Annotated in this window: 24 protein-coding genes and 1 pseudogene; 8 read left to right on the top strand and 17 right to left on the bottom strand. The window is 65.6% G+C overall.

The genetic code is table 11. The features are described from left to right. Positions 1-87 precede the first annotated feature (87 nt). On the top strand, positions 88-2589 hold the full coding sequence (locus ACREXZ_RS10810; RefSeq protein ID WP_431764055.1) for a heavy metal translocating P-type ATPase: 2502 nt from the start codon (positions 88-90) through the stop codon (positions 2587-2589). A 10-nt stretch (positions 2590-2599) separates the two neighbouring features. Here the strand turns inward: ACREXZ_RS10810 and ACREXZ_RS10805 are convergent, their stop codons facing one another. Further along, positions 2600-3253 (bottom strand): glutathione S-transferase family protein, encoded by a 654-nt coding sequence (locus tag ACREXZ_RS10805; protein ID WP_431764054.1) that lies wholly within the window; start codon positions 3251-3253, stop codon positions 2600-2602. Between the two features lie 185 nt (positions 3254-3438). On the opposite strand from ACREXZ_RS10805, the gene ACREXZ_RS10800 reads away from it, so the two are divergent. Beyond that, positions 3439-4818 (top strand): polyhydroxyalkanoate depolymerase, encoded by a 1380-nt coding sequence (locus tag ACREXZ_RS10800; protein ID WP_431764053.1) that lies wholly within the window; start codon positions 3439-3441, stop codon positions 4816-4818. Position 4819: 1 nt separating this feature from the next. Here the strand turns inward: ACREXZ_RS10800 and ACREXZ_RS10795 are convergent, their stop codons facing one another. The 7 genes and pseudogenes from ACREXZ_RS10795 to ACREXZ_RS10765 all read right to left on the bottom strand — a co-directional run. Next, entirely contained in the window at positions 4820-5254 is a 435-nt protein-coding gene (locus tag ACREXZ_RS10795; protein ID WP_431764052.1) for a cupin domain-containing protein, read from the bottom strand. A gap of 117 nt (positions 5255-5371) precedes the next feature. Then, positions 5372-5983 carry a flavin reductase family protein gene (locus ACREXZ_RS10790; protein ID WP_431764051.1) on the bottom strand — a complete coding sequence of 204 codons (612 nt, stop codon included), beginning with the start codon at positions 5981-5983 and terminating at the stop codon, positions 5372-5374. 4 nt (positions 5984-5987) lie between these two features. Beyond that, a complete protein-coding gene (locus tag ACREXZ_RS10785; RefSeq protein WP_431764238.1) occupies positions 5988-6881 on the bottom strand; it encodes a 3-hydroxyacyl-CoA dehydrogenase family protein in 894 nt (297 codons plus the stop codon). Between the two features lie 264 nt (positions 6882-7145). Further along, positions 7146-7427, bottom strand: a complete 282-nt coding sequence (locus tag ACREXZ_RS10780; protein ID WP_431764050.1) for a hypothetical protein — start codon at positions 7425-7427, stop codon at positions 7146-7148. A 406-nt stretch (positions 7428-7833) separates the two neighbouring features. Continuing rightward, complete coding sequence (locus tag ACREXZ_RS10775; protein ID WP_431764049.1) at positions 7834-7992, bottom strand: hypothetical protein; 159 nt, start codon at positions 7990-7992, stop codon at positions 7834-7836. A gap of 262 nt (positions 7993-8254) precedes the next feature. Further along, complete coding sequence (locus ACREXZ_RS10770; RefSeq protein WP_431764048.1) at positions 8255-9559, bottom strand: hypothetical protein; 1305 nt, start codon at positions 9557-9559, stop codon at positions 8255-8257. Positions 9560-9630: 71 nt separating this feature from the next. After that, positions 9631-9883: pseudogene (locus ACREXZ_RS10765) on the bottom strand (MgtC/SapB family protein); the annotation flags it as partial. A 142-nt stretch (positions 9884-10025) separates the two neighbouring features. Here ACREXZ_RS10765 and ACREXZ_RS10760 point away from each other — a divergent pair. Then, positions 10026-11132: an AGE family epimerase/isomerase gene (locus ACREXZ_RS10760; protein ID WP_431764047.1), complete on the top strand. Its 1107-nt coding sequence runs from the start codon at positions 10026-10028 to the stop codon at positions 11130-11132. 34 nt (positions 11133-11166) lie between these two features. On the opposite strand, the gene ACREXZ_RS10755 is transcribed toward ACREXZ_RS10760, so the two are convergent. Next, positions 11167-12027, bottom strand: a complete 861-nt coding sequence (locus ACREXZ_RS10755) for an MBL fold metallo-hydrolase (RefSeq protein WP_431764046.1) — start codon at positions 12025-12027, stop codon at positions 11167-11169. Positions 12028-12215: 188 nt separating this feature from the next. On the opposite strand from ACREXZ_RS10755, the gene ACREXZ_RS10750 reads away from it, so the two are divergent. Continuing rightward, positions 12216-13703, top strand: a complete 1488-nt coding sequence (locus ACREXZ_RS10750) for an MmgE/PrpD family protein (RefSeq protein WP_431764045.1) — start codon at positions 12216-12218, stop codon at positions 13701-13703. A 14-nt stretch (positions 13704-13717) separates the two neighbouring features. Here the strand turns inward: ACREXZ_RS10750 and ACREXZ_RS10745 are convergent, their stop codons facing one another. Next, positions 13718-13936: a hypothetical protein gene (locus tag ACREXZ_RS10745; protein WP_431764044.1), complete on the bottom strand. Its 219-nt coding sequence runs from the start codon at positions 13934-13936 to the stop codon at positions 13718-13720. Positions 13937-14140: 204 nt separating this feature from the next. On the opposite strand from ACREXZ_RS10745, the gene ACREXZ_RS10740 reads away from it, so the two are divergent. Continuing rightward, a complete protein-coding gene (locus tag ACREXZ_RS10740; RefSeq protein ID WP_431764043.1) occupies positions 14141-14683 on the top strand; it encodes a DUF1003 domain-containing protein in 543 nt (180 codons plus the stop codon). Positions 14684-14800: 117 nt separating this feature from the next. Further along, complete coding sequence (locus ACREXZ_RS10735; RefSeq protein ID WP_431764042.1) at positions 14801-15022, top strand: hypothetical protein; 222 nt, start codon at positions 14801-14803, stop codon at positions 15020-15022. A gap of 128 nt (positions 15023-15150) precedes the next feature. On the opposite strand, the gene ACREXZ_RS10730 is transcribed toward ACREXZ_RS10735, so the two are convergent. Beyond that, on the bottom strand, positions 15151-16176 hold the full coding sequence (locus ACREXZ_RS10730) for a glycosyltransferase family 2 protein (protein ID WP_431764041.1): 1026 nt from the start codon (positions 16174-16176) through the stop codon (positions 15151-15153). Between the two features lie 267 nt (positions 16177-16443). Here ACREXZ_RS10730 and ACREXZ_RS10725 point away from each other — a divergent pair, with 267 nt between their 5' ends. Together ACREXZ_RS10725 and ACREXZ_RS10720 are read left to right on the top strand one after the other, a co-directional pair. Then, positions 16444-16662: a hypothetical protein gene (locus ACREXZ_RS10725; RefSeq protein WP_431764040.1), complete on the top strand. Its 219-nt coding sequence runs from the start codon at positions 16444-16446 to the stop codon at positions 16660-16662. 260 nt (positions 16663-16922) lie between these two features. Further along, positions 16923-17384: a PaaI family thioesterase gene (locus ACREXZ_RS10720; protein WP_431764039.1), complete on the top strand. Its 462-nt coding sequence runs from the start codon at positions 16923-16925 to the stop codon at positions 17382-17384. 61 nt (positions 17385-17445) lie between these two features. Here ACREXZ_RS10720 and ACREXZ_RS10715 read toward each other — a convergent pair whose 3' ends face one another. The 6 genes from ACREXZ_RS10715 to ACREXZ_RS10690 all read right to left on the bottom strand — a co-directional run bounded on the left by ACREXZ_RS10715 (position 17446) and on the right by ACREXZ_RS10690 (position 22885). Beyond that, the gene (locus ACREXZ_RS10715) at positions 17446-18294 is read right to left on the bottom strand and encodes an ureidoglycolate lyase (RefSeq protein ID WP_431764038.1); all 849 of its coding nucleotides are present in this window, start codon (positions 18292-18294) and stop codon (positions 17446-17448) included. 56 nt (positions 18295-18350) lie between these two features. Then, complete coding sequence (locus ACREXZ_RS10710; RefSeq protein ID WP_431764037.1) at positions 18351-19094, bottom strand: SDR family oxidoreductase; 744 nt, start codon at positions 19092-19094, stop codon at positions 18351-18353. A 179-nt stretch (positions 19095-19273) separates the two neighbouring features. After that, positions 19274-20104, bottom strand: a complete 831-nt coding sequence (locus ACREXZ_RS10705) for an amidohydrolase family protein (protein ID WP_431764237.1) — start codon at positions 20102-20104, stop codon at positions 19274-19276. Between the two features lie 8 nt (positions 20105-20112). After that, positions 20113-21165, bottom strand: coding sequence for an aldo/keto reductase (locus tag ACREXZ_RS10700; RefSeq protein WP_431764036.1), 1053 nt, complete (start codon positions 21163-21165; stop codon positions 20113-20115). Positions 21166-21199: 34 nt separating this feature from the next. Next, positions 21200-22519: a UxaA family hydrolase gene (locus ACREXZ_RS10695; protein WP_431764035.1), complete on the bottom strand. Its 1320-nt coding sequence runs from the start codon at positions 22517-22519 to the stop codon at positions 21200-21202. A gap of 42 nt (positions 22520-22561) precedes the next feature. Continuing rightward, on the bottom strand, positions 22562-22885 hold the full coding sequence (locus ACREXZ_RS10690) for a UxaA family hydrolase (protein WP_431764034.1): 324 nt from the start codon (positions 22883-22885) through the stop codon (positions 22562-22564). Positions 22886-22891: the final 6 nt, after the last annotated feature.

Raw genomic sequence — 22891 nt, 5'->3', positions numbered from 1 at the left:
GCGAAGTGTCCTTGACCTTCCCATCATGGGAAGGTCAATACTGGGTTCATCGTGCGGCGTCATGCCGCCAGCCGACCGACCCATGCCATGACCACCGACCTTGCCACACCCGAACGCCCCGCCCCTGACACGATCTCCCTGCAGGCGGAATTCGACATCAGCGGAATGACCTGCGCCGCATGCGCGACGCGGGTCGAGAAAGCGCTCGCGAAAGTACCGGGCGTCGTGCGCGCTTCGGTGAATCTCGCGACCGAAAGAGCCACCGTCGACACCGACCCGTCCATTGCCGCCGACGCGCTCGTGAACGCCGTTCGCAAGGCCGGCTACGACGCGACACCGGTCGAGCGTGAATCCGCCGCGGCGGACACCGCCACCCAAACCGCCGAACTCGCGATCGGCGGGATGACCTGCGCGTCATGCGCGATGCGGGTCGAGAAGGCGCTCGCGAAAGTGCCAGGCGTCGCGCAAGTGTCGGTGAATCTCGCGACCGAAAAGGCCACTGTCGATCTGCACGACGCCGTACCGCTCGACGCCCTCGTCGCCGCGGTGACGAAGGCAGGCTACGAAGCGACGCCACTCGTCGAAACGCCTGCACCCGCTGCGACGCTGGATCGCGCGGCCCTCGCCGCCGTCGCCGCCCGGCGCGAACTCGTCGCGGTCGTCGTGTCGGCGCTGCTGACACTGCCGCTCGTCGCGCCGATGGCCGGCGCCGGGCTCGGTTTCGCGGTCGCGCTGCCCGGCTGGCTGCAGCTCGCGCTCGCGACCGTCGTGCAGTTCGGTTTCGGCGCGCGCTTCTATCGCGCTGCGTGGCGCGCGGTCCGCGCGGGCGCGGGCAACATGGATCTGCTGGTCGCGCTAGGTACGTCGGCGGCCTACGGGGTCAGCGTGTACGTGCTGCTCGCGCATCCCGGCGACACGATGCATCTGTACTTCGAGGCGTCCGCGGTCGTGATCACGCTCGTGCGCTTCGGCAAGTGGCTCGAGGCCCGCGCGAAACGCCGCACGACCGATGCGATCCGCGCGCTCAACGCGCTGCGTCCGGAGCGGGCGCGCATCGTCGTCGGCGAACGCGAGCACGACGTGCCGCTCGCGCAGGTGCGCGTCGGCATGATCGTCGCGCTGCGGCCCGGCGAGCGCGTGCCGGTGGACGGCAAGGTGCTGCAGGGACGCACGCATATCGACGAGTCGCTGATCACCGGTGAAAGTCTGCCCGTGCCGAAGCAGCCTGACGATCCGGTGACCGCCGGCTCGATCAACGGCGAAGGCGCGATCTCGATTTCGACGACTGCGACCGGTGCGGAAACGACGCTCGCGCGGATCATCCGGCTCGTCGAAACCGCGCAGGCGGAAAAGGCGCCGATCCAGCGACTCGTCGACCGCGTCAGCGCGATCTTCGTGCCCGCGATCCTCGTGATCGCAGCCATCACGCTCGCCGGCTGGCTGCTGGCCGGCGCATCGGCGGAAACCGCGATCCTCAATGCGGTCGCGGTGCTGGTGATCGCGTGCCCGTGTGCGCTCGGGCTCGCGACGCCCGCCGCGATCATGGCCGGCACCGGCGCGGCCGCGCGCCGCGGCGTGCTGATCAAGGATGCGGAAGCGCTGGAGATCGCGCATCAGGTGAACATCGTCGCGTTCGACAAGACCGGCACGCTGACCGTCGGCCGGCCGTCGGTCACCGCGTTCGAAACGAACGGCATCGAACGCGACGACGCACTTGCGCTCGCGGCTGCGGTGCAGCGGCATAGCGATCACCCGCTCGCGAAGGCGGTCGTGAAAGCGCACGACGATAGCGACAACACCCTGCGCCATACGGCAACCGAGGCCCGTGCAGTGCCGGGACGCGGTGTCGAAGCGCAGGTCGACGGACGCCGTGTCGGCGTCGGCAGCAGCGGCTGGCTCGCTGAGTTGCAAGTCGCGCCGCCGGCGGAACTCGCTGTTCGCGCGCATGCACTCGAGCAGGCGGGCAACACAGTGTCGTGGCTGATCGATTTCGGCGTGGACGGCGCACAAGTGTCAGCGTCCGTGCTCGCATTGATCGCATTCGGCGATACGCTGAAACCCGGCGCGCGCGAAGCGGTCGCGCGGCTCGCGCGGATGGGCGTGAAAAGCGTGCTCGTGACCGGTGACAACGCGGGCAGCGCGGCGACCGTCGCGGCCGCGCTCGGCATCGACGAATACCACGCACAGGTGCTGCCCGACGACAAGGCGCGCGTGATCCGCGATCTGAAGATCCGTACCGCGGGCATCGTCGCGATGGTCGGCGACGGCATCAACGACGCGCCCGCGCTCGCCGCCGCCGATCTCGGCATCGCAATGGCGACCGGCACCGACGTCGCGATGCAGGCGGCCGGCATCACTCTGATGCGCGGCGACCCGACGCTGGTCGCTGACGCAATCGACATTTCGCGGCGCACGTGGCGCAAGATTCGCCAGAACCTGTTCTGGGCGTTCGTCTACAACCTGATCGGCATTCCGCTCGCGGCGTTCGGGTTGCTCGATCCGATGCTGGCCGGCGCGGCGATGGCGTTCTCGAGCGTGAGCGTCGTTGCGAATGCGTTGTTGCTGCGCGGCTGGCGCGGCGTGCGATGAGAGGCGCGGGCTAGAACTCGACGTCGAGCTCGTCGATTTCATCGACTTCCTGCTGCGCCTCCGCGATCCATTGCTGCATCTCGGGCAGCGCCAGCACCCGCTGCCCATAGCCGACGATGTCATCTTCGAGTTGCACGTCGTAAGTCACGAAGCGCGTGACGACCGGCGCGTACATCGCATCGGCCGCGCTGCGTTCGCCGAACAGGAACGGACCGCCGTACTGCGCGAGACACTCGCGCCAGATCGCGATCACGCGCTCGATGTCGGACTGCGCGCGCGCCCACACCTTGAAGCCCGGAAAGTGCGCCTTCAGGTTCATCGGCAACGCGGAGCGCAGCGACGAAAAACCCGAATGCATCTCGCCGCAGATCGCGCGGCAATGCGCACGCGCCCGACGATCGGCGGGTAACAGCCCTGCCTTCGGACGGATCTCGTGCAGATACTCGGCGATCGCGAGCGTGTCCCATACCTTGATGCCGTCGTGCGACAGGCATGGCACGAGGATCGACGGCGACAGCAGCAATAGTTCGGCACGCGCGGCGGGATCGTCGACCGACACGACCACTTCGTCGAACGGCAGACCGCTGAATTTCGTCAGCAGCCAGCCGCGCAGCGACCACGAAGAGTAATTGCGACTGCTGATCGTAAGCGTGGTGTTCGCCATCTCTCCTCCTGAACGCGCGGCGGCGGCATGGTGCGTGCACGCACCAAATGACGGCAAATCCAGTGCCGCAGGCGAAGCGGCGCAAATGACATGCCAGCGTGCGCGCCCCTCCGGCATGCGCGGCCCACCGATGGCACATCTATTGCCTCTGTCCGTGCATCTTCCTTTCGGCGCGGCGCCAGGCGATGAATCTCTTCGCGTATCCCGCTTATCAGTCGCTTGCGAACCTGATGCTGCCGTTGCGGCACGGCGCAGCGCTCGTCAACCGCGCGCTCGACGCATGGCCTGCGTTCGACAGCTCGCCGCATGCGCGCGCCTGGCGTGCAGCCGCCGACGTGCTGACGCTCGCGGGCCTCACGCATCGGCGTCCGCCGTTCGCAATCGATGAAGTCGAGATGGACGGAAAGCGCGTCGCGATCGTCGAGGAAGTGGCGGCGGCCACGCCGTTCTGCTCGCTGCTGCATTTTCGCAAGGCCGTCGCGTCTTCGCCGCCGCAGCCGCGCGTGCTCGTGATAGCGCCGATGTCCGGCCACTTCGCGACGCTGCTGCGCGGCACCGTGCGCACGATGCTCGCCGAACACGACGTGTACATCACCGACTGGCATAACCCGCGCGACATTCCACTGAGCGATGGCCGTTTCGGTTTCGACGAATTCGTCGGGCACATCATCGATTTCACGGAACACATCGGACCAGGCGCGCATCTGCTCGCGGTATGCCAGCCGACCGTCGCAGCGCTTGCGGCGGTCGCGCTGATGGCCGCCGACGATCATCCCGCGCAGCCCGCGAGCATGACGCTGATGGCCGGTCCGATCGACACGCGCATCAACCCGACGCGCGTCAACGAGCTGGCGAAGAGCAAACCGATCGAGTGGTTCGAGCGCACGCTGATCGGTGCGGTGCCGCCGGGATTCGCGGGCGCGCATCGACGCGTGTATCCGGGCTTCGTGCAACTGGGCGCGTTCATGTCGATGAATCTCCCGCGACACGTGGAATCGTTCGAGACGATGCACTACGAGCGCGCGAAGGGCGACCCGGCCAAAGCCGAAGCGATCCGCGTGTTCTACGACGAATACTTCGCGACGATGGACCTGACCGCCGACTTCTATCTCGAAACCGTCGATACCGTGTTCCAGCGTCATGCACTGCCGTTGCACGAACTCGACGTACGGGGACGGCGTGTCGAGCCGTCGAAGATCCGCCGCACCGCGCTCCTGACCGTCGAGGGCGAGAAGGACGATATCTGCGCGGTTGGTCAGACGCTGGCCGCGCAGGATCTGTGCGACCGGCTGCGGCCGTACCTAAAGACGCATCACGTGCAGACCGGCGTCGGCCACTATGGCGTGTTCAACGGACGGCGCTGGGAGCGGCACATCTATCCGCGTGTGCGCGCGATGATCCACGACAACGAGCCGCGCGCGTTGCCTGCGGGTGCAGGGGCGCGCGTGCAGTCGATCAGGATGATGACGCCGTCTGTTCAGCCTGCTACGGCTGCGGTTGCTACTGCGGCTAAGGTTGCAACCGCATCGCCATCCGCCCGCGTGCGTCGGGCCGGCGGCGCGTGAATCACGCGGCAACGCTGGACCATGGCGTGATCGCCGGTACTTCACAGGGCCCTTCGACACCGATCGTCGTGAAGTCCGCCGGCGACACAATTTCGAGATACTCCATGTCGGGCGAGTAGTCGAACAGGTAATGAACGATGCCGGGCGCCTGATGCACGCAGTCGCCGGTCGCGACGAGCGTTTCCTTGTCGCCGTACATGAAGCGCGCCCAGCCCTTCAGCATGATCACGATGTGGAAATCGGCCTCATGACGGTGCCATCCGGTGCCTTGTTCCGGTGCAGTGTTCGCCTTGACGAGTTGCGCGATCACTTTGCCGCCGGTCGCCTGCGCAATGCCGAGATCGCGGTAGAGAAAAAAGTCTCGCAGTCCCTGGTCTTCATAGGACGTGTCTTGCGGATGGACATGCGAAAACTGCGTGGCGGTTTCGGTGGACATGATCGCGCTCCCTGAATGACGACCGGTTATGAATGGATACCGCGAGCGCATTCAAGCATCATCCGTTCCACCGATACCGCCGGTTCGCACGGCGCGGAGCGTCACGCGGTCGGGCGGTCACGCGGTCGGGCGAATCATCTGGAACATAGCGCCGATCTCCGCGTAGTCCGCGCGGTAGCCCGCGCGCATCACCGGCTGCGCGGCGTGCGTATCGAACAGACCATCCTTCAGATACGCGTTGTCGATATGCACGCCGACCACCTGGCCGAGCGCGAGGAAGTTGTCCATCGGCGTGCCGTCAAGCGTGTTCAGGCGAATCACCTGCAGCAGCCGGCATTCGAGTGCGGCCGGCGTCTCGCCGACGTGCGGCACGTTCACGTTGCGGCCGGGCATGGGCGTGAGACCGGCCAGTGCGAATTCGTCGATGCCAGGCGCGACCGGCGCCGAGGTCCGGTTCATCTGCTCGGCGAGCGGCTTCGTCACGAGATTCCAGACGAACTCGCCGGTCGCCTCGATGTTGCGGATGCTGTCCTTGTAGCCTTCGCTGGAAAATCCGATGATCGGCGGGAACGTCGCGAACGCGCCGAAGAAACTGTACGGTGCGAGGTTCAAACGACCCTCGGTGTCACGCGTCGAAATCCAGCCGATCGTCCGCGGCGCGACGATCGCCTTGAACGGATCGTGCGGCAGCCCGTGCCCTTGGGCCGGGTCGTAGAAATGATGCGACATGCCGTTAGCCTCCCCCGATCACGCGCCTGCGCAGCGCTTTCACGCGCGCGATGCGCGCGTCGTCCCAATCATAAAAACCGCGACCGCTGCGCACGCCGACATCCCCCGCGTCGACCCGCTCGCGCAGCAGCTCGAGCACATCTTCGTCTTTCGCGAGTTCGGGCAACAGATGCGTGCCGACGTTGAACAGCGTGTCGAGCCCCCCGAGATCCGCGCTTTCGAGCGGCCCGACGATACTCCAGCGCCGCCCCAGCGACGCCTTCATCACGCGATCGACGATCTCCGGCGTCGCGACACCCGACCGCACGATGTTGAGCGCCTCGCGCAGCACCGCGAACTGCAGACGGTTGCCGATGAAACCTGGAATCGCTTTCGCGAGCACGACCGCTTCCATGCCGATCGCCTCCATCAGCGCGACCGTGCGCTGCGTGACGTCGATCGACGTCGCCGTGCCGGGCACGACCTCGACGAGCGGAATCATGTGCGGCGGGTTCCAGAAATGCGCGATCAGAAAGCGTTCGGGAGCATGTAACGCGGCCGCGAGACGATCGGGCGGAAAGCCGCTGGTATTGCTCGCGAGAATTGCGTCACCGGCGAGCAGTTTGTTGAGGGACGCGTATAGACGCTGCTTCAGTTCGAACACTTCGGGGACGGCTTCGATCACGAAGGCGGCGTTGGCCATCGTGTCGAGTTGCGCGTGCGTTTCGATGTGCGACAGCGCGGCTGTTTTCGCCGCACGGTCGATGCGCCCGGCGTCGACCAGTTCGTCGAGTACCGCTTCGGCTTTCGGCACAACGCTCGCAAGACGTTCGGCGTCGACGTCGTACACCAGCGTTCGATAGCCGTGCAGCGCGCTTTGCGTCGCGATGCCGACGCCCATCAGTCCGCTGCCCACCACACCGACGACGGTCGTCGGCGCGGGGGCGCCCGAATCACGTTCGTGCGCACGTTCGTGTTGGGACGAATCGTTCACGTTGTTCAAGCCACTCTCCCGCCGCTTCGATGAAGGCCTCAAAGCATAGCGCAACGTGCCTTTTCCGAACGCCGAAAGCAGCAGGGCCGGCGATCCTCGCGGACGCCGGCCCTGCTGGTCCTGCTACCCGACACCGCCCCACGCCGCGTCGGGTTCACTACTCTTCACTGCTCTCGTTAGCCTGCCGCATCAATAGCGCGGCGGCGGGCGACGATCGTCGTGGTGCCGCGGATCCTGATCGTGCGGATGACGGTGCATCCACTCGTCGTGCGCCCAGTAGCGATGGCCGTCCCAGTAGCGGTCGCCATGCCAGCCGATGTTGACCTGCACACCCACCGGAATCATCTGCGGCTGCCCGTACACCACCGGCGGCGGGCCGGCCTGTGCGAATGCGCTGCCGGCTGCCAGTAGTGCGCTGCCTGCGACCGCGGCCGCGATGATCGTCTGCGAAATCCTGTTGCGTGTCTTCATTGAACACCTCCCGTTTTTTCAGGTTTGTCGCGAGGCAGCCAGTTAGTCCGACGTGGTCGGCTGCGTTGGCCCCGCGCTTGAAATCCACTTTAACGACGCATGCACGGTGAATACGTGAGGACTTGTAAGAGCAGATTTCACGGCGGCCTGGCGTCGAAAACGCCACGCGACGAGGCAAGGCCGCATTTTCCGTGGGCTTCGGATGCGGTTGCCGGAGGGACATCGACGGCTCGCTGGTCAGCGTCCGTTACATCCATTTCGCGTTCGAAATATCGGGTAAGACAGGAACCGGTGTGGAAAAGCAAAAACGCGGCGCATCCTGGTGGATGCGCCGCGTTTCGATGTTGCTTCAGGCGTGGCGTCGAGCTCAGCACGAACCGTGCTGCCCATGCCGGGCAAACGATGTTCAGTCGATCAGACGAACGCCGAACAGCGTGGACTGCGACTGACGCACGCGTTGCGCTTCACGTGCGCGCGCTTCGTACGAGTAATCCGAGTCCAGCGGCAAATGCGGCGACGCGAAGAGGCCGCTGACCTTTTGAAACAGTGCGAGGATAAAGCTCATGGCGACTCCCGGTTGATAAAGGCTAGGGTTTTCCCTTAAGACGCATCATAGGGTTTTCCCTAGACAATGTCTAGTGCGACGCAACATTTCTTTATGTGGCAGCTTGTCGCACAGCCGGGCAGCCGTTGATGCGTTGCATCAACACAACATCTTTATCCGGACCCGTTTTTAGGGCGCATGGCAGTTTTTGGCCGGTTTCGCATCCGATCCGGCGCGTTCGATGCTTTTCGAGCGACAGGCGCCCGTAGCAAAACACGCACGGTCAGTGCGAGTTCGCCGGCTTCGGCTTATGGGCGTGCTGCGTTCTAGCCGGATGCCTGGCCGCGGCAGCCGGACGCGACGGCGCAGCAGCCGCGGGCGTAGGCGGTGTGACGGCTGGTGCCGACACGGTCGCCGAGTCGGTGTCGAGCAGCGTCGCGAGCGTGGCCTGCTGGTTCAGCATCATCTGCTCGATGCGCTGCTGCTGGAACGTGGTGTTGCGCGCGAGGCGCATCAACAGCAGCGTCTGCGCGATGCCGACCACGACGGTGACGAGCAGCGCGCCCACGACGATCGACAGCATCCACTTCATCCGCCGCGAATGGTCGAGCGCGGCGCGACGCTGGTCTGCGATCACGCCGTACAGCGCATCGACGGTATCGGCGAACGCGGTCGCGCGTGCGCGGTCGAGTTCCGGGGTATCGCGTATGGTGTCGTGCGATGTCGAGGGCGGTGGTGGACGAAACGCCGTCGGGGCTGGGGGCACGTCTGCGACTGGTGGTGCATCGTGCTGCGAACCAGCCGACGCTCCCGCTTCACGCGACGCCGAGGCGGCCTTCGCAAACGTCGCGGCGAAACGCTGCGGCGGTGCTGGGGGTTTGCCGTTCGCTGGCGTGGTGGGCGTAGTGGGCGCGGAGGACTCATCGCTGATCTGACGCAACGCGGCGACGCTGCGCACGACGCTCGCCGCCGCCATCGACGACGACGCTGCGCCGTCGGCTTCTTCTCCCGCCGCATCGCGAGCCGCGACAGGTAGTGCTGTCGCATCGGCATCGGCATCGACCGCGACCGATGCCGACGCAGGTTCGCCACTCCACATGTCAGGAGCGGGCACATCGTCTTCCGTTCGAGCAGGACGTGAAGCACGGCGTACGGTCTTAGTCTCCGCGGTGGCCGTCGCATCGTCGGTCGCGCCGATCGCCACCCGCACCGCGCCCGGCAATTCGAAGCCCGACAGCGTGCCCTGACGAACGTCGATGTTCATCGCTTGCAGCGTCGCGCGCGTGGGGTCGTCGGGGAACAGGTCGAGCGTGCTGTCGTCGGCGGGGACGTCGCTCAGTTGGGCGAGGCGCTGCGCAGAACGTGCGGCGCGAGCCAGCTTGTCTTCGGTGTCGCTCGAGACCGTCGATGGGCGCGCCTTCGTCGCGCCGGCGCGGCGTTGAGGGGAAGTCGGGGATGCTGAGGAATCTGCGGGATTGGCCATACGTGTACGAAGAAATGACGGTTTCGCGAGCGGTCGTCGCCAGACATCGGGCGCCGGTCGCCGACGCGAGGCCGCCGGTGTTTTTTCAAGGCCGCATTGTCGCACGGCCGCACGCGCGCGCCGCAGGGCATCGGGCCTTCCTCGCGGAATTCCTTCACGCAGGGCAGTTGCCGCAGTTACTGCGAGATTGCCGCGTATTCGGTTGCCGACACGCGGTGCAGCGGTGATCACCACCTCGTCGAGATCGGGCGCGTCGTCACTCTGCTGCATCACGAACTGCTTGACCCACGGACTCGCGACGCCGGGCGCATCGTGCAGCGAATGGAACGTCATCGAGCCGCGCTCGACCAGCAGTACTAGCTGACGCCGCCGCTCGACCGTGATGAAACGCCGCTCGATCGGCTTGATGCCCACGAGAACGATCAGGATCCGGCTGTGTTCCAGCCCGCTCGCGACGGCCGCGCATTTGTTTTATCCTTGGGCTCGACGCGCGAGGCCACCAGGCCGCCGCGCGTCGCACGCATCCCCGAATCTCCGAGTCCCTGAGTCACATCAATACCCGAACCGCCGTATGAGCCTATCCGCCGCACCGTCCGCATCCGCTTCCGCCGCCGCGCCATTGCGCGAGCACTTCACGCGCGTCGTGCTGCCCCTCTGGCGCGGCCCCGGCTTCAACGCCGCGCTCGGCCTGCCGTTCGAGGCGATGCAAGGCGACGGCCGCGCGCCGATGCCTGTCGTACGCTACCGCGCGATGGCCTGCGCTCGCCAGCTGTTCGTATTTTCGCAGGCAGGCGACACCGCGCATGCCGATGCGCTGTTCGACGCGTTGCGCCGCTACTTTCATGACAGCGCGCGCGGCGGATGGTTTTACAGTGTCGACGAAAAAGGTGCACCGCTCGACACGACCAAAGACCTGTACACGCACGCGTTCGTCGTATTCGCGTGCGCCGGGTACGGCGCACGCACCGGCAACCGCGACGCGCTCGATATCGTCCAGCGCACGTCCGCGCTGATCGCCGAACGCTTCGCCGCGCGCGAAGGTCTCTTGAACGCGGCGCTCGACGCGGCCTTCACGACGGTCGTCGGCACGCCGCTGCAAAACCCGCTGATGCATCTGACCGAAGCCTGGCTCGCCGCACGCGACGCAACCGGCGACGTCGCATTCGACGATGCGCTCGCGCAACTCGGCGCAGCCGTCGAACGGACCTTCGTGCATGCGCCGACCGGTTGCATCGCCGAGCTGCCGCTCGGTCAGCCGGACAATCGGCTCGAACCCGGTCACCAGTTCGAATGGTTCTGGCTCGTGCGTCGCGCGGGCGCACTCTTCGAACGCACCGGTCTCGATGCCGCCTTGACGCGCGCATTCGCGTTCGCGCAGCAGCACGGCATCGATGCCACGACCGGCGCCGTGCACGCGGCACTCGACGAGAACGGACACGTGAAGGACGCGACGCAGCGCATCTGGGCACAGAGCGAATATCTGCGCGCGCTCGCGACGCACGACGATGCCGCGATTCAAGCCGCGTTGCCGCAGCAGATCGCACGCTTTCGCGAGCGCTTTCTGCAGCCGCACGGCTGGTTCGAATGCAAGATGCCGGACGGCGCCGTCGCGCGCGCGGACTTGCCGTCCACCACGCCGTACCATCTCGCCACCGCGTATGCGGCACTGCCGGTCTGACGGCGACACGTGCGTCACGCGTTCACTGCGAGACTCACAGCACGTTAAGCGGCGTCTTCAGATAACGGATGCCGTTCGCCTCCGGCGGCGGCGCGACGCCCGCACGGATATTCAACTGGATCGACGGAATCAGCAGCGTCGGCATGCCGAGCGTCGTATCGCGCGTGGTGCGCATCGCGACGAAATCGTCCGCACTTACCGTGTCGTTCACGTGGATGTTTGCGCGCCGCTGCTCGGCCACCGTCGTCTGCCAGCAAGGACCGCGTCCGTCGGGCGGATAGTCGTGGCACATGAACAGACGCATGTCGTCGGGCAGCGCAAGCAACCGGCGGATCGACGCATGCATCAGATGCGCGTCGCCGCCCGGAAAATCGCAGCGCGCGGTGCCGACGTCCGGCATGAACAGCGTATCGCCGACGAATACCGCATCGCCGAACACGTACGCGACGTCGGCGGGCGTATGGCCCGGCACGTGCAGCACGGTTGCCTCGAGCGCGCCGACGCTAAAGGTTTCATCCGCACGGAACAGCCGGTCGAACTGCGAGCCGTCGGGCGCGAACGTGGACTCGAAATTGAAGATCGGCGCGAAAATAGCCTGCACGTGGCGGATGTGCTCGCCAATCGCGATCGCGCCGCCCAGCTGCTCGCGCAGATACGGCGCCGCCGACAGATGATCCGCATGCGCATGCGTTTCGAGCAGCCACTGTACGTCGAGCGCCATGTCGCGAACGAATCGCACGATGCGGTCCGCGCCGTGGGTCGATGTGCGTCCCGCAGGCGCGTCGTAGTCGAGCACCGAATCGACGACCGCACACGCGGAGCCGCGGCCCGCATGCACAACGTAGCTGATCGTCGACGTGACGGGGTCGTGGAAAGCTTCGATCTCGGGCGTCATCGCAAGTCTCGTTCATCGAAAACAACACGATAACGCACGACGTGTGCGCTGTGCGCCGCATGCGCAACCCGCGGCGAATTCCGCGGTACCTCCAGTATCATGACCCGATTCGCCGCCGCTGCCGATCACGTGCCGCATCACATGCCGCGTGAACGACACACCGTCATCCCACTCGTGGAGACAGACGCATGACCCGATCATTTACCTCGTCGAGACGCCTTCTGTTGCAAGCCGGTGCTGCGCTGTCGGCCGGCGCGCTGCTGCCGGCACGCGTCGCTTTCGGCGCGGACAGTAATGGCAATGCAAGCGCGGCCGCAAACGGCCAGGGCAACATCACCCAGCGGCTCGCGCAATACATGGTCGCATCGCGCGACCGGCCGCTGCCGCCCGACGTCGTGACCGCCTGCAAGAACCATATTCTCGACACGTTCGGCGCGATGGTGTCAGGTGCGCGGATGCGGCCCGGCGAGATGGCCGTGCGCTACGTCCGGTCGCTGGGCGGTACGCCTCAGGCCTCGGTGATCGGCGCGGACTTCCGCACGACGACGATCAATGCCGCGCTCGCGAACGCGATGTGCGCACACTCCGACGAGACCGACGATTTCGAACCGGTCACCAAAGCGCATCCGGGCAGCTCGACCGTGCCGGCCGCACTCGCGATGGCCGAGCAGGCAGGCGCAAGCGGCACGGCGATGATCCGCGCGGTCGCGCTGGGCTACGACATGGCTTGCCGTCTGCTGATGGCGCTGGGACCGGACCTCGTGCGGCAGACCCATCGCAGCGCGGAAGGCACGTCGTCGACCTTCGGCTCGCTGGGCGCGGCCGCTTCGCTCGCGCGACTCGACGAGCAGCAAACGTGCTTTGCGATTTCGTACGCAGCGCAGCAGGTGTCGGGGTTGTGGAGCTGGGTCAAGGACAGGGACCACATCGAGAAAGCATTCGATTTCGCGGGCATGGGCGCGCGCAACGGCGTGCAGGCGGTGACGATGGTGCAATCGGGCATGACCGGCGTCGCCGATGTGCTCGACGGCACGCACAATCTGTTCATCGCCCTGTCGACACAACCGCATCCGGAAGCAATGCTCGATGGCCTCGGCAGCCGCTTCTATGTGACCGGGACGGCCATCAAGACGTACTCGGTCGGCTATCCGATCCAGTCGCCGCTCGATGCATTCCTGACGCTATACCGACAGTACGGTCTGACGCCCGACAACGTGCGGAGCATTCGCGTGCGCGTGCCGACCGACGCGGAAGGGATAGTCGGCGACAGCGCGATGCCCGACGTCAATTGCGCGCACATGGTGGCCGTCGCGCTGGTGAAGGGTCGCGTGTCGTTCGCGGACAGTCACGATGTCGCGTTGATGCACGATCCGGCGATCCTCGCGCAACGCGCGAAAGTATCGGTGACGCCGGACGCGGCGCTGATGGACCCGGCCGCACCGCGCGGCGCGATCGTCGACGTCACGCTGACCGACGGCCGCACGGTCAGCCATCACACGCGGTTTCCGCCGGGCACGAAGGAGAATCCGCTGTCGACCGACGGCGTTGCTGCGAAGGTCGGCGATCTGATGGCGCCGGTGCTCGGCAACGAGAAAACCCACAAGCTGATCGACGCGATCACGCGGCTGGAAACGATCGACAACGTCGCGAGTCTGCGTCCGTTGTTCACGGTCTGATCAATCAGCGAGCGTCAATCCCAGCAGTTACGAAACGCGACCGCGGCAACCACCGGCACGCAGACGACGAGCGGAATCGCGAAGTAAGGCACTTCGAGGTCGACGACCCAGCTGTACACGAGCCAGCCAATGCCGGCCGCCAGCGTCGCGATGCCGACGAGCGCGGTCAGCACGTTCAGCGTCACGTTGGACGGACGGCGGCGAGTCCGTTCTTTGGCAGGAGGCGTTTTCATCGCAGTATCGGTAGAAGATGACGGATGCGCGGCGCGGCGCGGAGTGCAGCACGGACCCGTGCAGTCGATTTTACCCCTGCCGCCCGACCCGGGCCAAAAGCACGCCACGCACGTTTTGCGATGAATTTCGCGGCACGGTGCGCTACGATTGCGTGCGCTATAACCCTCACTGTCTCATCGTTCTTCCTTCGAAAGGATTACGCCATGACCGAGCCGACCCAGTCTCCCGCCGAAGCCCAAGAGCCTCACGGGCACGGCCGCCATCTGCGGTTTCATCTGCCTTACGCGCATCTGTCGTCTCCCTTTGGCGACGACTGGTTCGCACTGAAGGCCGAGGCGTTCGCGCGCTTCTTCGGCACGCCGACGTTCCTCATCGCGCAGACGTTTATCGTGATGCTGTGGGTGATCGCGAACGTCAGCGGCATGACGAAGTTCGACATCTATCCGTTCATTCTGCTGAACCTCGCATTCAGCCTGCAATCGGCCTACGCCGCACCGCTGATCCTGCTTGCGCAGACACGTCAGGCCGATCGCGACAAGGCGCACGCCGATGCGGACGCCCAGCATCGTGAGGAACTCGCGCATGCCGCGGAACAGCGCCAGGTGGAGATGGCCGTGCAGACCGAGAAACTCGCCACGCTACTCGAACAGAACACGAAGCTCACCGAGCTCACCCGGCAATTAAGTGAACGCATCGAGATACTGACGAGCGAAATGCATCGCAAGTTCGTCGCCGCGAACCCTTGATGGCGGTAGCAAGCGGCGCAATCTTGCTGCCGTAATGGTTCGAAAGAAGGCTGTAGCCAAACCTTCGCGCAACGTCGCTAGCATGTCGATATCGCCTGTGCCGTCACGAGGTATCGCATGCTGAGCCATCACGAACTCGCCACCCTGCTGCTGTTACGCGATGCAAACCTGCGTTTCGAGGAATTCGACCCCGACATGCTTGCGCTGTGCCGTTATGAACTCGTCGAGGTGCGCGGGCGCGACCCGCGCGGCTCGAAGCTCGAACTGACGACGCGCGGCCGCGATCTGCTGCGGCGTCTGCGTCTCGACGGCGCCATCGATCCGCGCGATCTGCAGTGACGGCGGCGCGCGCGATCTGGCGGCGCGCGGCGAACCGGTCGTTCATCGTCGATCCCGCGATCGGCAGGTCACCGGTCCGCAATGCGCCGCACATACGTGGAACATGGATCGTCACATGCCGCCACAGGTCATTCGGCGTTGACGTGAAAAACCGTCGCGTGCACGTCCTTCAGCAACGCGCGACGGCCGAGGCCGCCGCTGTCGATCGGTCCATACGCGCCGCCGGCAAAGAGACGCAGCACGGTATCCGCGCGACCGATACGCGTCGCCGCCGCGTTGTACAGTCCCGCGCGTCGCTGCAACCATTCGCCGAGCCGCCGATAGTAATCCGCGGCCACGGCCGCGCGCTGCCGGATCGACGACGGTGCGCCGGACGACACGTTGCGCAGCTTGTCCGCGCGCGCGAGCGCGGAGGTCGCCATCCGGTGGTAATGCGTTTCGCCGGCCGAGCGCGCCATCTTCACCTTGTCGCCGAGATCGCGATCGGGAGAGACGCCGCAGCTGTTGTCGCCGTGCTGGCGATACAGCACGAGCGGATCGTCGATCGCCGCGATCTTGCCCAGCGACGTCGCGACGAACCACGCCCACGTGTCGTGCGACATCGGAAAGCCCGGATCGACCGGATGCTCGGGCCGATCGCGCCAGTCGATGTAGTCGTAGATCGACCGGCGCACCACCGTCGACATACCGAACAGCACGTACCACGGGTTCGTCGTCAGCGGTTCATGGAGACCGCGATATGACCAGTGGTCTGCCGTATTGTCGGCACGCACGTTCAGATCGCCATCGACCACATTCACGCCGTGCACGACCAGCATCACGTCGGGGTCCTCGAATTCCTTCGCGACGCGCTCGAGCTTGTTGTCCGCCCACACGTCGTCCTGATCGCAGAACGCGATGAAATCGCCGCTGCACAGTGAGATCGCCTTAAAGAAATTCTCATGAAAACCGAGGCGCTGTTCGTTACGCACGATGCGCACCGGAAACGCTACGCCGCGCGCAAATTCGGCGACGATGTCGTGCGTGCCGCTATCGGGGCTATCGTCGGTAATAACGAGTTCGAAGGGGAGAAGCGTTTGCCGGCCAATGCTGTCCAGCTGTTCGCGGATGAAGCGTTCGCCTTTGTAGGCAGCCATCGCGATCGATATTTTCATGGCAGTCCTCGTGTAGGGGTCCGATGGAAATAACGCGTGGGGCGTGAAATTTATCGTAACATCGACACGCAGACTTGCGTGCGTTCGTGCCTCGTAGCCGGGGGTTTACGCCGATGCCGTCGATGCGTTTATGCCTTGTTTTGCAGGGTTTCTGTAACGTTCGATTGCATGTCGATGTAATCAGCGTTAACGATTGTTATAGAGGTAGCCGTGCGTTTTGGTTCGTGAGAGCATGCCCGCTCACATTCAACTTCGATGGAGATGACCATGGGCATCCTGAACACGGTAGGTGAAATCGCCGGCGCGGTGGCGGCTGTCGAGGCCGCGGAAAAAGTCGATCCGGACGCAGGTCTGCTGACGAAGGGCATTGCAGCGGTAGCTGGCTTCAAGGGCGCCGAAGCAGTCGAAGGCCTCGTCGAAAAGAAGAAGGAAGACACGGCAGACGACAACACGGCCACTCCCGACGCCGACACGTCGACGACGTAATCGCAGCGAATCGAAACAGATCGCAGCAGACAGAACCGGCACCGCCATGCGGTTGCCCGCTTGATGCCACATCGGCACAGCGGGTCCGCATGGCGGTTTTTCTTTCTTCAGCCGCCGCCGGCACCTCCATCCGTCCGCACTCATTCCCTCCGTTTTCCGCAACAATCATCAGAGGATTTTTTCGAATCACCTTGACGCGGCGCGCCACGGCTTCCTAGAGTGGGTAGAACCAGTGCGGGCACGGCCCGAAGGAACCGGCGATGACAGATCTCCTCGATCGGGCGCGCGGCGCGCTGCACGCACAGCCGTTCAGCGTGCTGCTCGGTGCCGAACTGATGCACGTCGGGACCGACGAACTGACGCTCTGCCTGCCGATCCGCGACGAACTGAAGCAGCAGCACGGTTTCGTCCACGGCGGCGTGCTCAGCTATCTCGCGGACAACGCGCTGACCTTCGCAGGGGCGCTCGCGCTGGGGCCGCGGGTCGTGACCGGTGAATACAAGATCAACTATCTGCGGCCCGCCGTGCGCGGCATGCTGCTCGCGCGGGCGCGCGTGGTCTACGCGGGCCGTCACCAGGCGACCTGTCAATGCGACCTGTTCGTACTGGACGAACGCGACGAACGGCTCATCGCGGTCGCGCAGGGGACGATCAACCGGATCGGCGACGGCACCGAAACGAGCGCGCCGGGCTGGGCGCCGACCAAGGGTGGGGAGTCGTAGCAGGCAAAAAGAAACGGGCCGCTCGCAAGCGGCCCGCCATGTGCAGAATGCAACGCGCGGATTATTCCGCCGCGTACGTCCTCTGTTGCTGTTCCCCCAGCCCTTCAATCCCAAGACGAATCGTCTGACCCGGCTTCAGATAAACGGCCTCGGGCTTCACGCCCATGCCGACGCCGGGCGGCGTGCCGGTCGAGATCACGTCGCCGGGTTGCAGGCTCATGCACTGCGACAGGTACGACACGAGCTTCGCGACACCGAACACCATCGTCTTCGTGCTGCCGTTCTGGTAACGATGGCCGTCCACTTCGAGCCACAGGCTCAGGTTCTGCGGATCGGCTACCTCGTCGCGCGTGACGACCCACGGGCCGATCGGGCCGAACGTGTCGAAGCCCTTGCCTTTGTCCCACTGGCCCGCGCGCTCGATCTGCCATTCGCGTTCGGACACGTCGTTGATCACGCAGTAGCCCGCGACGTAGTCGAGCGCATCCGCTTCGTCGACGTACTTCGCCGGCTTGCCGATCACCACGCCCAGTTCGACTTCCCAGTCGGTCTTCTTCGAGCCGCGCGGAATTTCGACGCCGTCGTTCGGACCGGTGATCGCGCTCGTCCACTTGTTGAACACGACGGGTTCGGGCGGCACCGGCAGGTTCGACTCGGCCGCGTGGTCCGCATAGTTCAGACCGATGCAGACGAACTTGCCGATCTTTGCGACGCACGGCCCAAGACGCGGATTACCTTCCACCACCGGCAGCGATGCCGGGTCGAGCGCGCGCAGCTTCGCGAGACCGGCATCGGTCAGCACGTCGCCTTCGATATCGCCCACCACCTTCGACAGATCGCGGATTCTGCCCTGCGCATCGAGCAGGCCCGGCTTTTCCTGACCTTTCGGTCCATAACGAAGCAGCTTCATCGTGGCACTTCCTCTTTATCCAATGACCTTCGAACAAGAAAACAATCCGTTGCGGGCTAGTTCGACCAGCCGCCGTCGATCACGTGCGCGTGGCCCGTCGTGAACGCCGATTCGTCGGACGCTAGATATAGCGCGAGCGCCGCGATCTCTTCCGGCTTGCCGACGCGGCCCATCGGCTGGCGTGCGACGAACGCGGCCTGCACGGCGTCGACCGACGCGTTCTGCGCGGCGGCCTGCGCGACGATCCGCTGTTCGAGCGACGGCGACGACACGGTGCCCGGGCAAATCGCGTTACAGCGTACACCACGCGCGACGAAGTCCGCCGCAACGGCCTTCGTCAGTCCGATCACCGCGGCCTTCGACGCGCCGTACACGAAGCGGTTCGGCACGCCCTTCACGCTCGATGCCGCCGACGACATGTTGATGATCGAGCCGCCACCCTTCTCCAGCATGCCCGGCAGGAACGCTCGGATGGTGCGGTACATCGCCTTCGCGTTCAGGTCGAACGCGAAGTCCCAGTCTTCTTCGCTCGCTTCGAGAATCGAGCCCGCGTGCACATAGCCCGCGCAGTTGAACAGCACATCGATCGGGCCCAGCTCCGCGGCCAGCGCGGTAATCGCCGCGCCGTCGCGCACGTCGAGTTTGCGCGCTTCGACCGGCTTGCCGGCGAGCGCATCGATGCGGATGTCGGTGGCGATCACGCGCGCGCCTTCCCGCGCGAACAGTTCCGCCGTCGCAAGACCGATGCCCTGCCCCGCGGCGGTGATGAGGGCCGTCTTCCCGGCCAGTCTTTGTATCATCTACGGCTCCAGTTGAAATGGTATGTGCGTCATACCCGGTATTGCAGCGCGCGCGTCATACGCGCGTCGTCACCGGTCTGAAAGGAAGGCGTTGCTGTCCGCGGTCGCGTGATGCGGACGGAATCGCGCAAGCTTCCCACAAGTGCGCGGCGCGTGCCGCAAAACGCGCACACGTGAAATTACAGACGATAGAACGCCGCGGCGTTCGTGCCGAAAATCGCGTCGCGCTGCGCAGCGGGTAGCGCACGCAGCAGTCGTTCGGTCGCGGCGTGCCACTGCGCGTAGTCACCGTTCAGGTTCAGTACCGGCCAGTCGCTACCCCACATCAGCCGCTCCGCGCCGAAGCACGCGAGCAGATGGTCGACATACGGCTGCAGCGTTTCGACGGTCCAGTCCGCCGACGCTTCGGTCACGAGCCCCGACAGCTTGCAGTGCAGGTTCGGCAACCGCGCGAGCCGCGCGATGCCGTCGGCCCACGGCTGCCAGCCGGCCTTGCCGTCGCGTATCGGCGGCTTCGCGCCATGATCGACGACGATCCGCAACGCCGGAAAACGCGTGGCGAACGTTTCGAACGGCGCGACGTGGCGCGCGAAGATCAGCGCATCGAAAGCGAGGTCGTGTGCGAGCAGTGCATCGATGGCGGGCGCGAGTTCGGGATTCGCGATCCAGTCGTCGTCGGGGATGTCCTGCAGCATCGGCCGGACGCCCTTGAACTTCGGATGCGCGGCCAGTTCGTCGATCAGCGCGGGTGTGTCGGGCAGCAGCATCGGCACCCAGCCGACCACCCCCGCCACCGTCGCATTGTCGCGTGCGAGTTCGAGCAGATAGCGGGTTTCGTCGACGGTCGGCGCGGCCTGCACGACGACCGAGCGCGCGACGCCCGAGCGTTCGCGCAACGGCGCGAGATCGACGGGACCGAACGTGCGGTAGAGCGACGGAAGCGACGGCGTGAGCCAGCCGTAATCGCCGCGTGCGGGGTCCCAGAAGTGCTGGTGCGCATCGATTTGCATCGCCACGATCAGACCTCCGGCAGCGGCGCGCGCGGATCGATCAGCCCTTCGTCACGCAGTGCGCGCCACAGCGCGGCGGGAATCGCGCGTTCGAACGACGCGACGTTCTCATCCAGCTCGGCGGCATTGCGTGCGCCGGTCAGCACGGTCGCGACCGCCGGATGCGCATACGGAAACTGCAGCGCGGCGGCAGCAAGCGGCACGTCGTGCGCGCTGCACACCGCTTCGAGCCGTGCGACGCGCTCGACGATCTCGGGCGGCGCCGCGCCATAGTTAAACTTCAGATCGCCCTGCACGCCGCGCGCGAGGATGCCCGAATTGAACGCGCCGCCGAGCAGGATGCTGACGTTGCGCGCGCTGCACGCGGGCAGCAGATCGTCGAGCGTCGCCTGTTCGAGCAGCGTGTAGCGACCCGCGAGCAACGCGCAGTCGATGTCGAATTCGGCCAGCGCATCGAGAATCACGGCGCCTTCATTGACGCCGAGCCCGACCGCCTTCACCGCGCCCGCCGAGCGCAGCATGTCGAGCGCGCGAAAGCCGCCGCCCGCGGTCAGCTGGTTCCAGAAGTGCGGATTGCGGTCGCCGTGCGTCACGCGACCAATGTCGTGAATCAGCAGGATGTCGATATCGACCATGCCGAGCCGCTGCTGGCTGTCCTCGAACGAACGCAGGATGCCGTCGTGCGTGTAGTCGTAGTGCGCCTCGAACGGCAGCGGATTCTGCCAGCCTTCGCTGCCGTCGTACGGCGTCGTGCGCGGCACGAAGCGGCGTCCGGCCTTCGTCGACAATACATATTCGCTGCGCGGATAGCGACGCAGCGCGTGGCCGAGACGGTGCTCGGCTTTCGTGTGGCCGTAGTGCGGCGCCGTGTCGAAATAGCGGACGCCGGCATCCCATGCGGCGTCGACGGCCGCCTGTGCCTCGTCGTCGGACAAGTCGCGATACAGCCCGCCGAGCGGCGCCGTGCCGAGCCCGAGCCCCGTCACCTGCAACCCGCGTGTACCGATCGCGCGTCGTTGCGCGACGCGCGGCGAGCCCGCCGGTCGAACTCCTTCTGTCATGCCCGTGTCTCCATCAGTGCGGCGTACGCTGCAATCAATGCGGTGCGATCTCGACGACACGCCGCCCGCCGAGCGACGCCGCGCTCGACGGCAGACACGCAGGCCCGACCGGCTCGAACGTCTTGTACGTGAGGATAAACTCCTGGTGGCCGAGCGACTCCGATTTCGACGCCGCACCCTGCGCGACCGCGACGGTCTGGTCGAACACTTCGCGACCCACTTCGTCGAGCGTGCCACGGCCTTCGAGAATCCGCCCCGCGTCCACGTCCATGTCGCCGGCGAGATTGCGATAGGTGGCCGGATTCGCGCACACCTTGATCACCGGCGAGATCGCCGAGCCGACCACCGAGCCGCGCCCGGTCGTGAACAGGATCACGTGTGCGCCGCACGCGATCAGCTCGCCGATCTCCGCGTTGTCGCTGATGTTCGGAAAGCCGAAACGCGGTTCGCCATCGGGCACGACGTCGAGCAGATAGAGGCCACCGGTCGGCGGGACGTCGCCGGGCTTCACGATGCCGACGATCGGCGATGCGCCGCTCTTCGCATACGCACCGAGCGATTTCTCTTCCTGCGTCGTGAGCCCGCCGTCCGCGTTGCCGACCGCGAAGCTGCCGTGGCCGAGGATCGAGTAGTAGCGCGCCGCCTTCTCGACGCACGCGACGATCTCGTCGCCGAGTTCGGGCCGCGCCGCACGCGTCTTCATATGGAATTCGCAGCCAACGAGTTCGCCGGTTTCCTCGAAGATGCAGGTCGCGCCCGCATCGATCAGATGATCGAACGCACGGCCGACCGCCGGATTTGCCGTGATTCCGCTGGTGCCGTCCGAGCCACCGCAGATCGTACCGATCACCAGTTCGCCGAGCGCCATCGGTACTCTCGGCTGCGCCGCGAGTTGCCGCCGCGCGTCGCGCACCCAGTCGAGGCCGTACTGGATCGTGCTGCGCGTGCCGCCCTTCTCCTGGATCGTCAGCACCTCGACGGGCCGGCCGCTCGCGCGCACGGCATCGACGAGGAAATGCTTGTTCATGCTCTCGCAGCCGAGCGACACGAACAGCACCGCGCCGACGTTCGGATGTGTCGCGAGCTGCTGCATCATCTTTTCCGCGTAGCTGTTCGGATAGCAGCCGGGAAAGCCGATCAGATGCACGGCCGGCTCGCGCTCGGCCGCGGGATCGTCGAACGCATCGAGCGGTTCGCGGAACTGCGCGACGATTTCGCGCGCGACGTGATGCGCGCACTCGACGAGGTAAGCCACCGCGACGACGTTGCGGATGCCCTTGCGGCCATCGCTGCGCAGCCAGCCCTGCAGCACGGGTTCGGCGGCGGAAGATGATGCTACGGTTGAGTCGGTCATGATCGTTCCAGCACGGCGCGTAGCCGCTTCAGTGATGCACGTTCAGTGATGCACGAATTCGTGGCCCGCGTCGTGCGTATAAGTGGGCAGGTAGTCGCTCTCGAGATTGTGCGTGTGCAGATGCTCGCCGCGTGCGACCGGGCCCGTTACGTGGCCGATCACCGCACCGTAGCGCAGCACCTTGTCGTCTTTCTCGAGCGCGCCACGCGCGACCTTGTGGCCGAGCTCGATGGTCTTCGCGAGCGTCACGCGCTCGCCTTCGATGTCGAGCACGCTGCCCGCTTCGAGCCGTGCCCCTGCGATCAGGCAGTTGTCCAGCGGGGTCAGCAGGATCAGGCGCGGGTCGGTATTCGATTGACTACTCAAAGGGTC

This window comes from Paraburkholderia sp., assembly GCF_050742655.1.
Classification (GTDB): domain Bacteria; phylum Pseudomonadota; class Gammaproteobacteria; order Burkholderiales; family Burkholderiaceae; genus Paraburkholderia.
The sequence above is the reverse complement of the archived record's forward strand: the minus strand, read 5'-3'. Positions and strand labels throughout refer to the sequence as shown.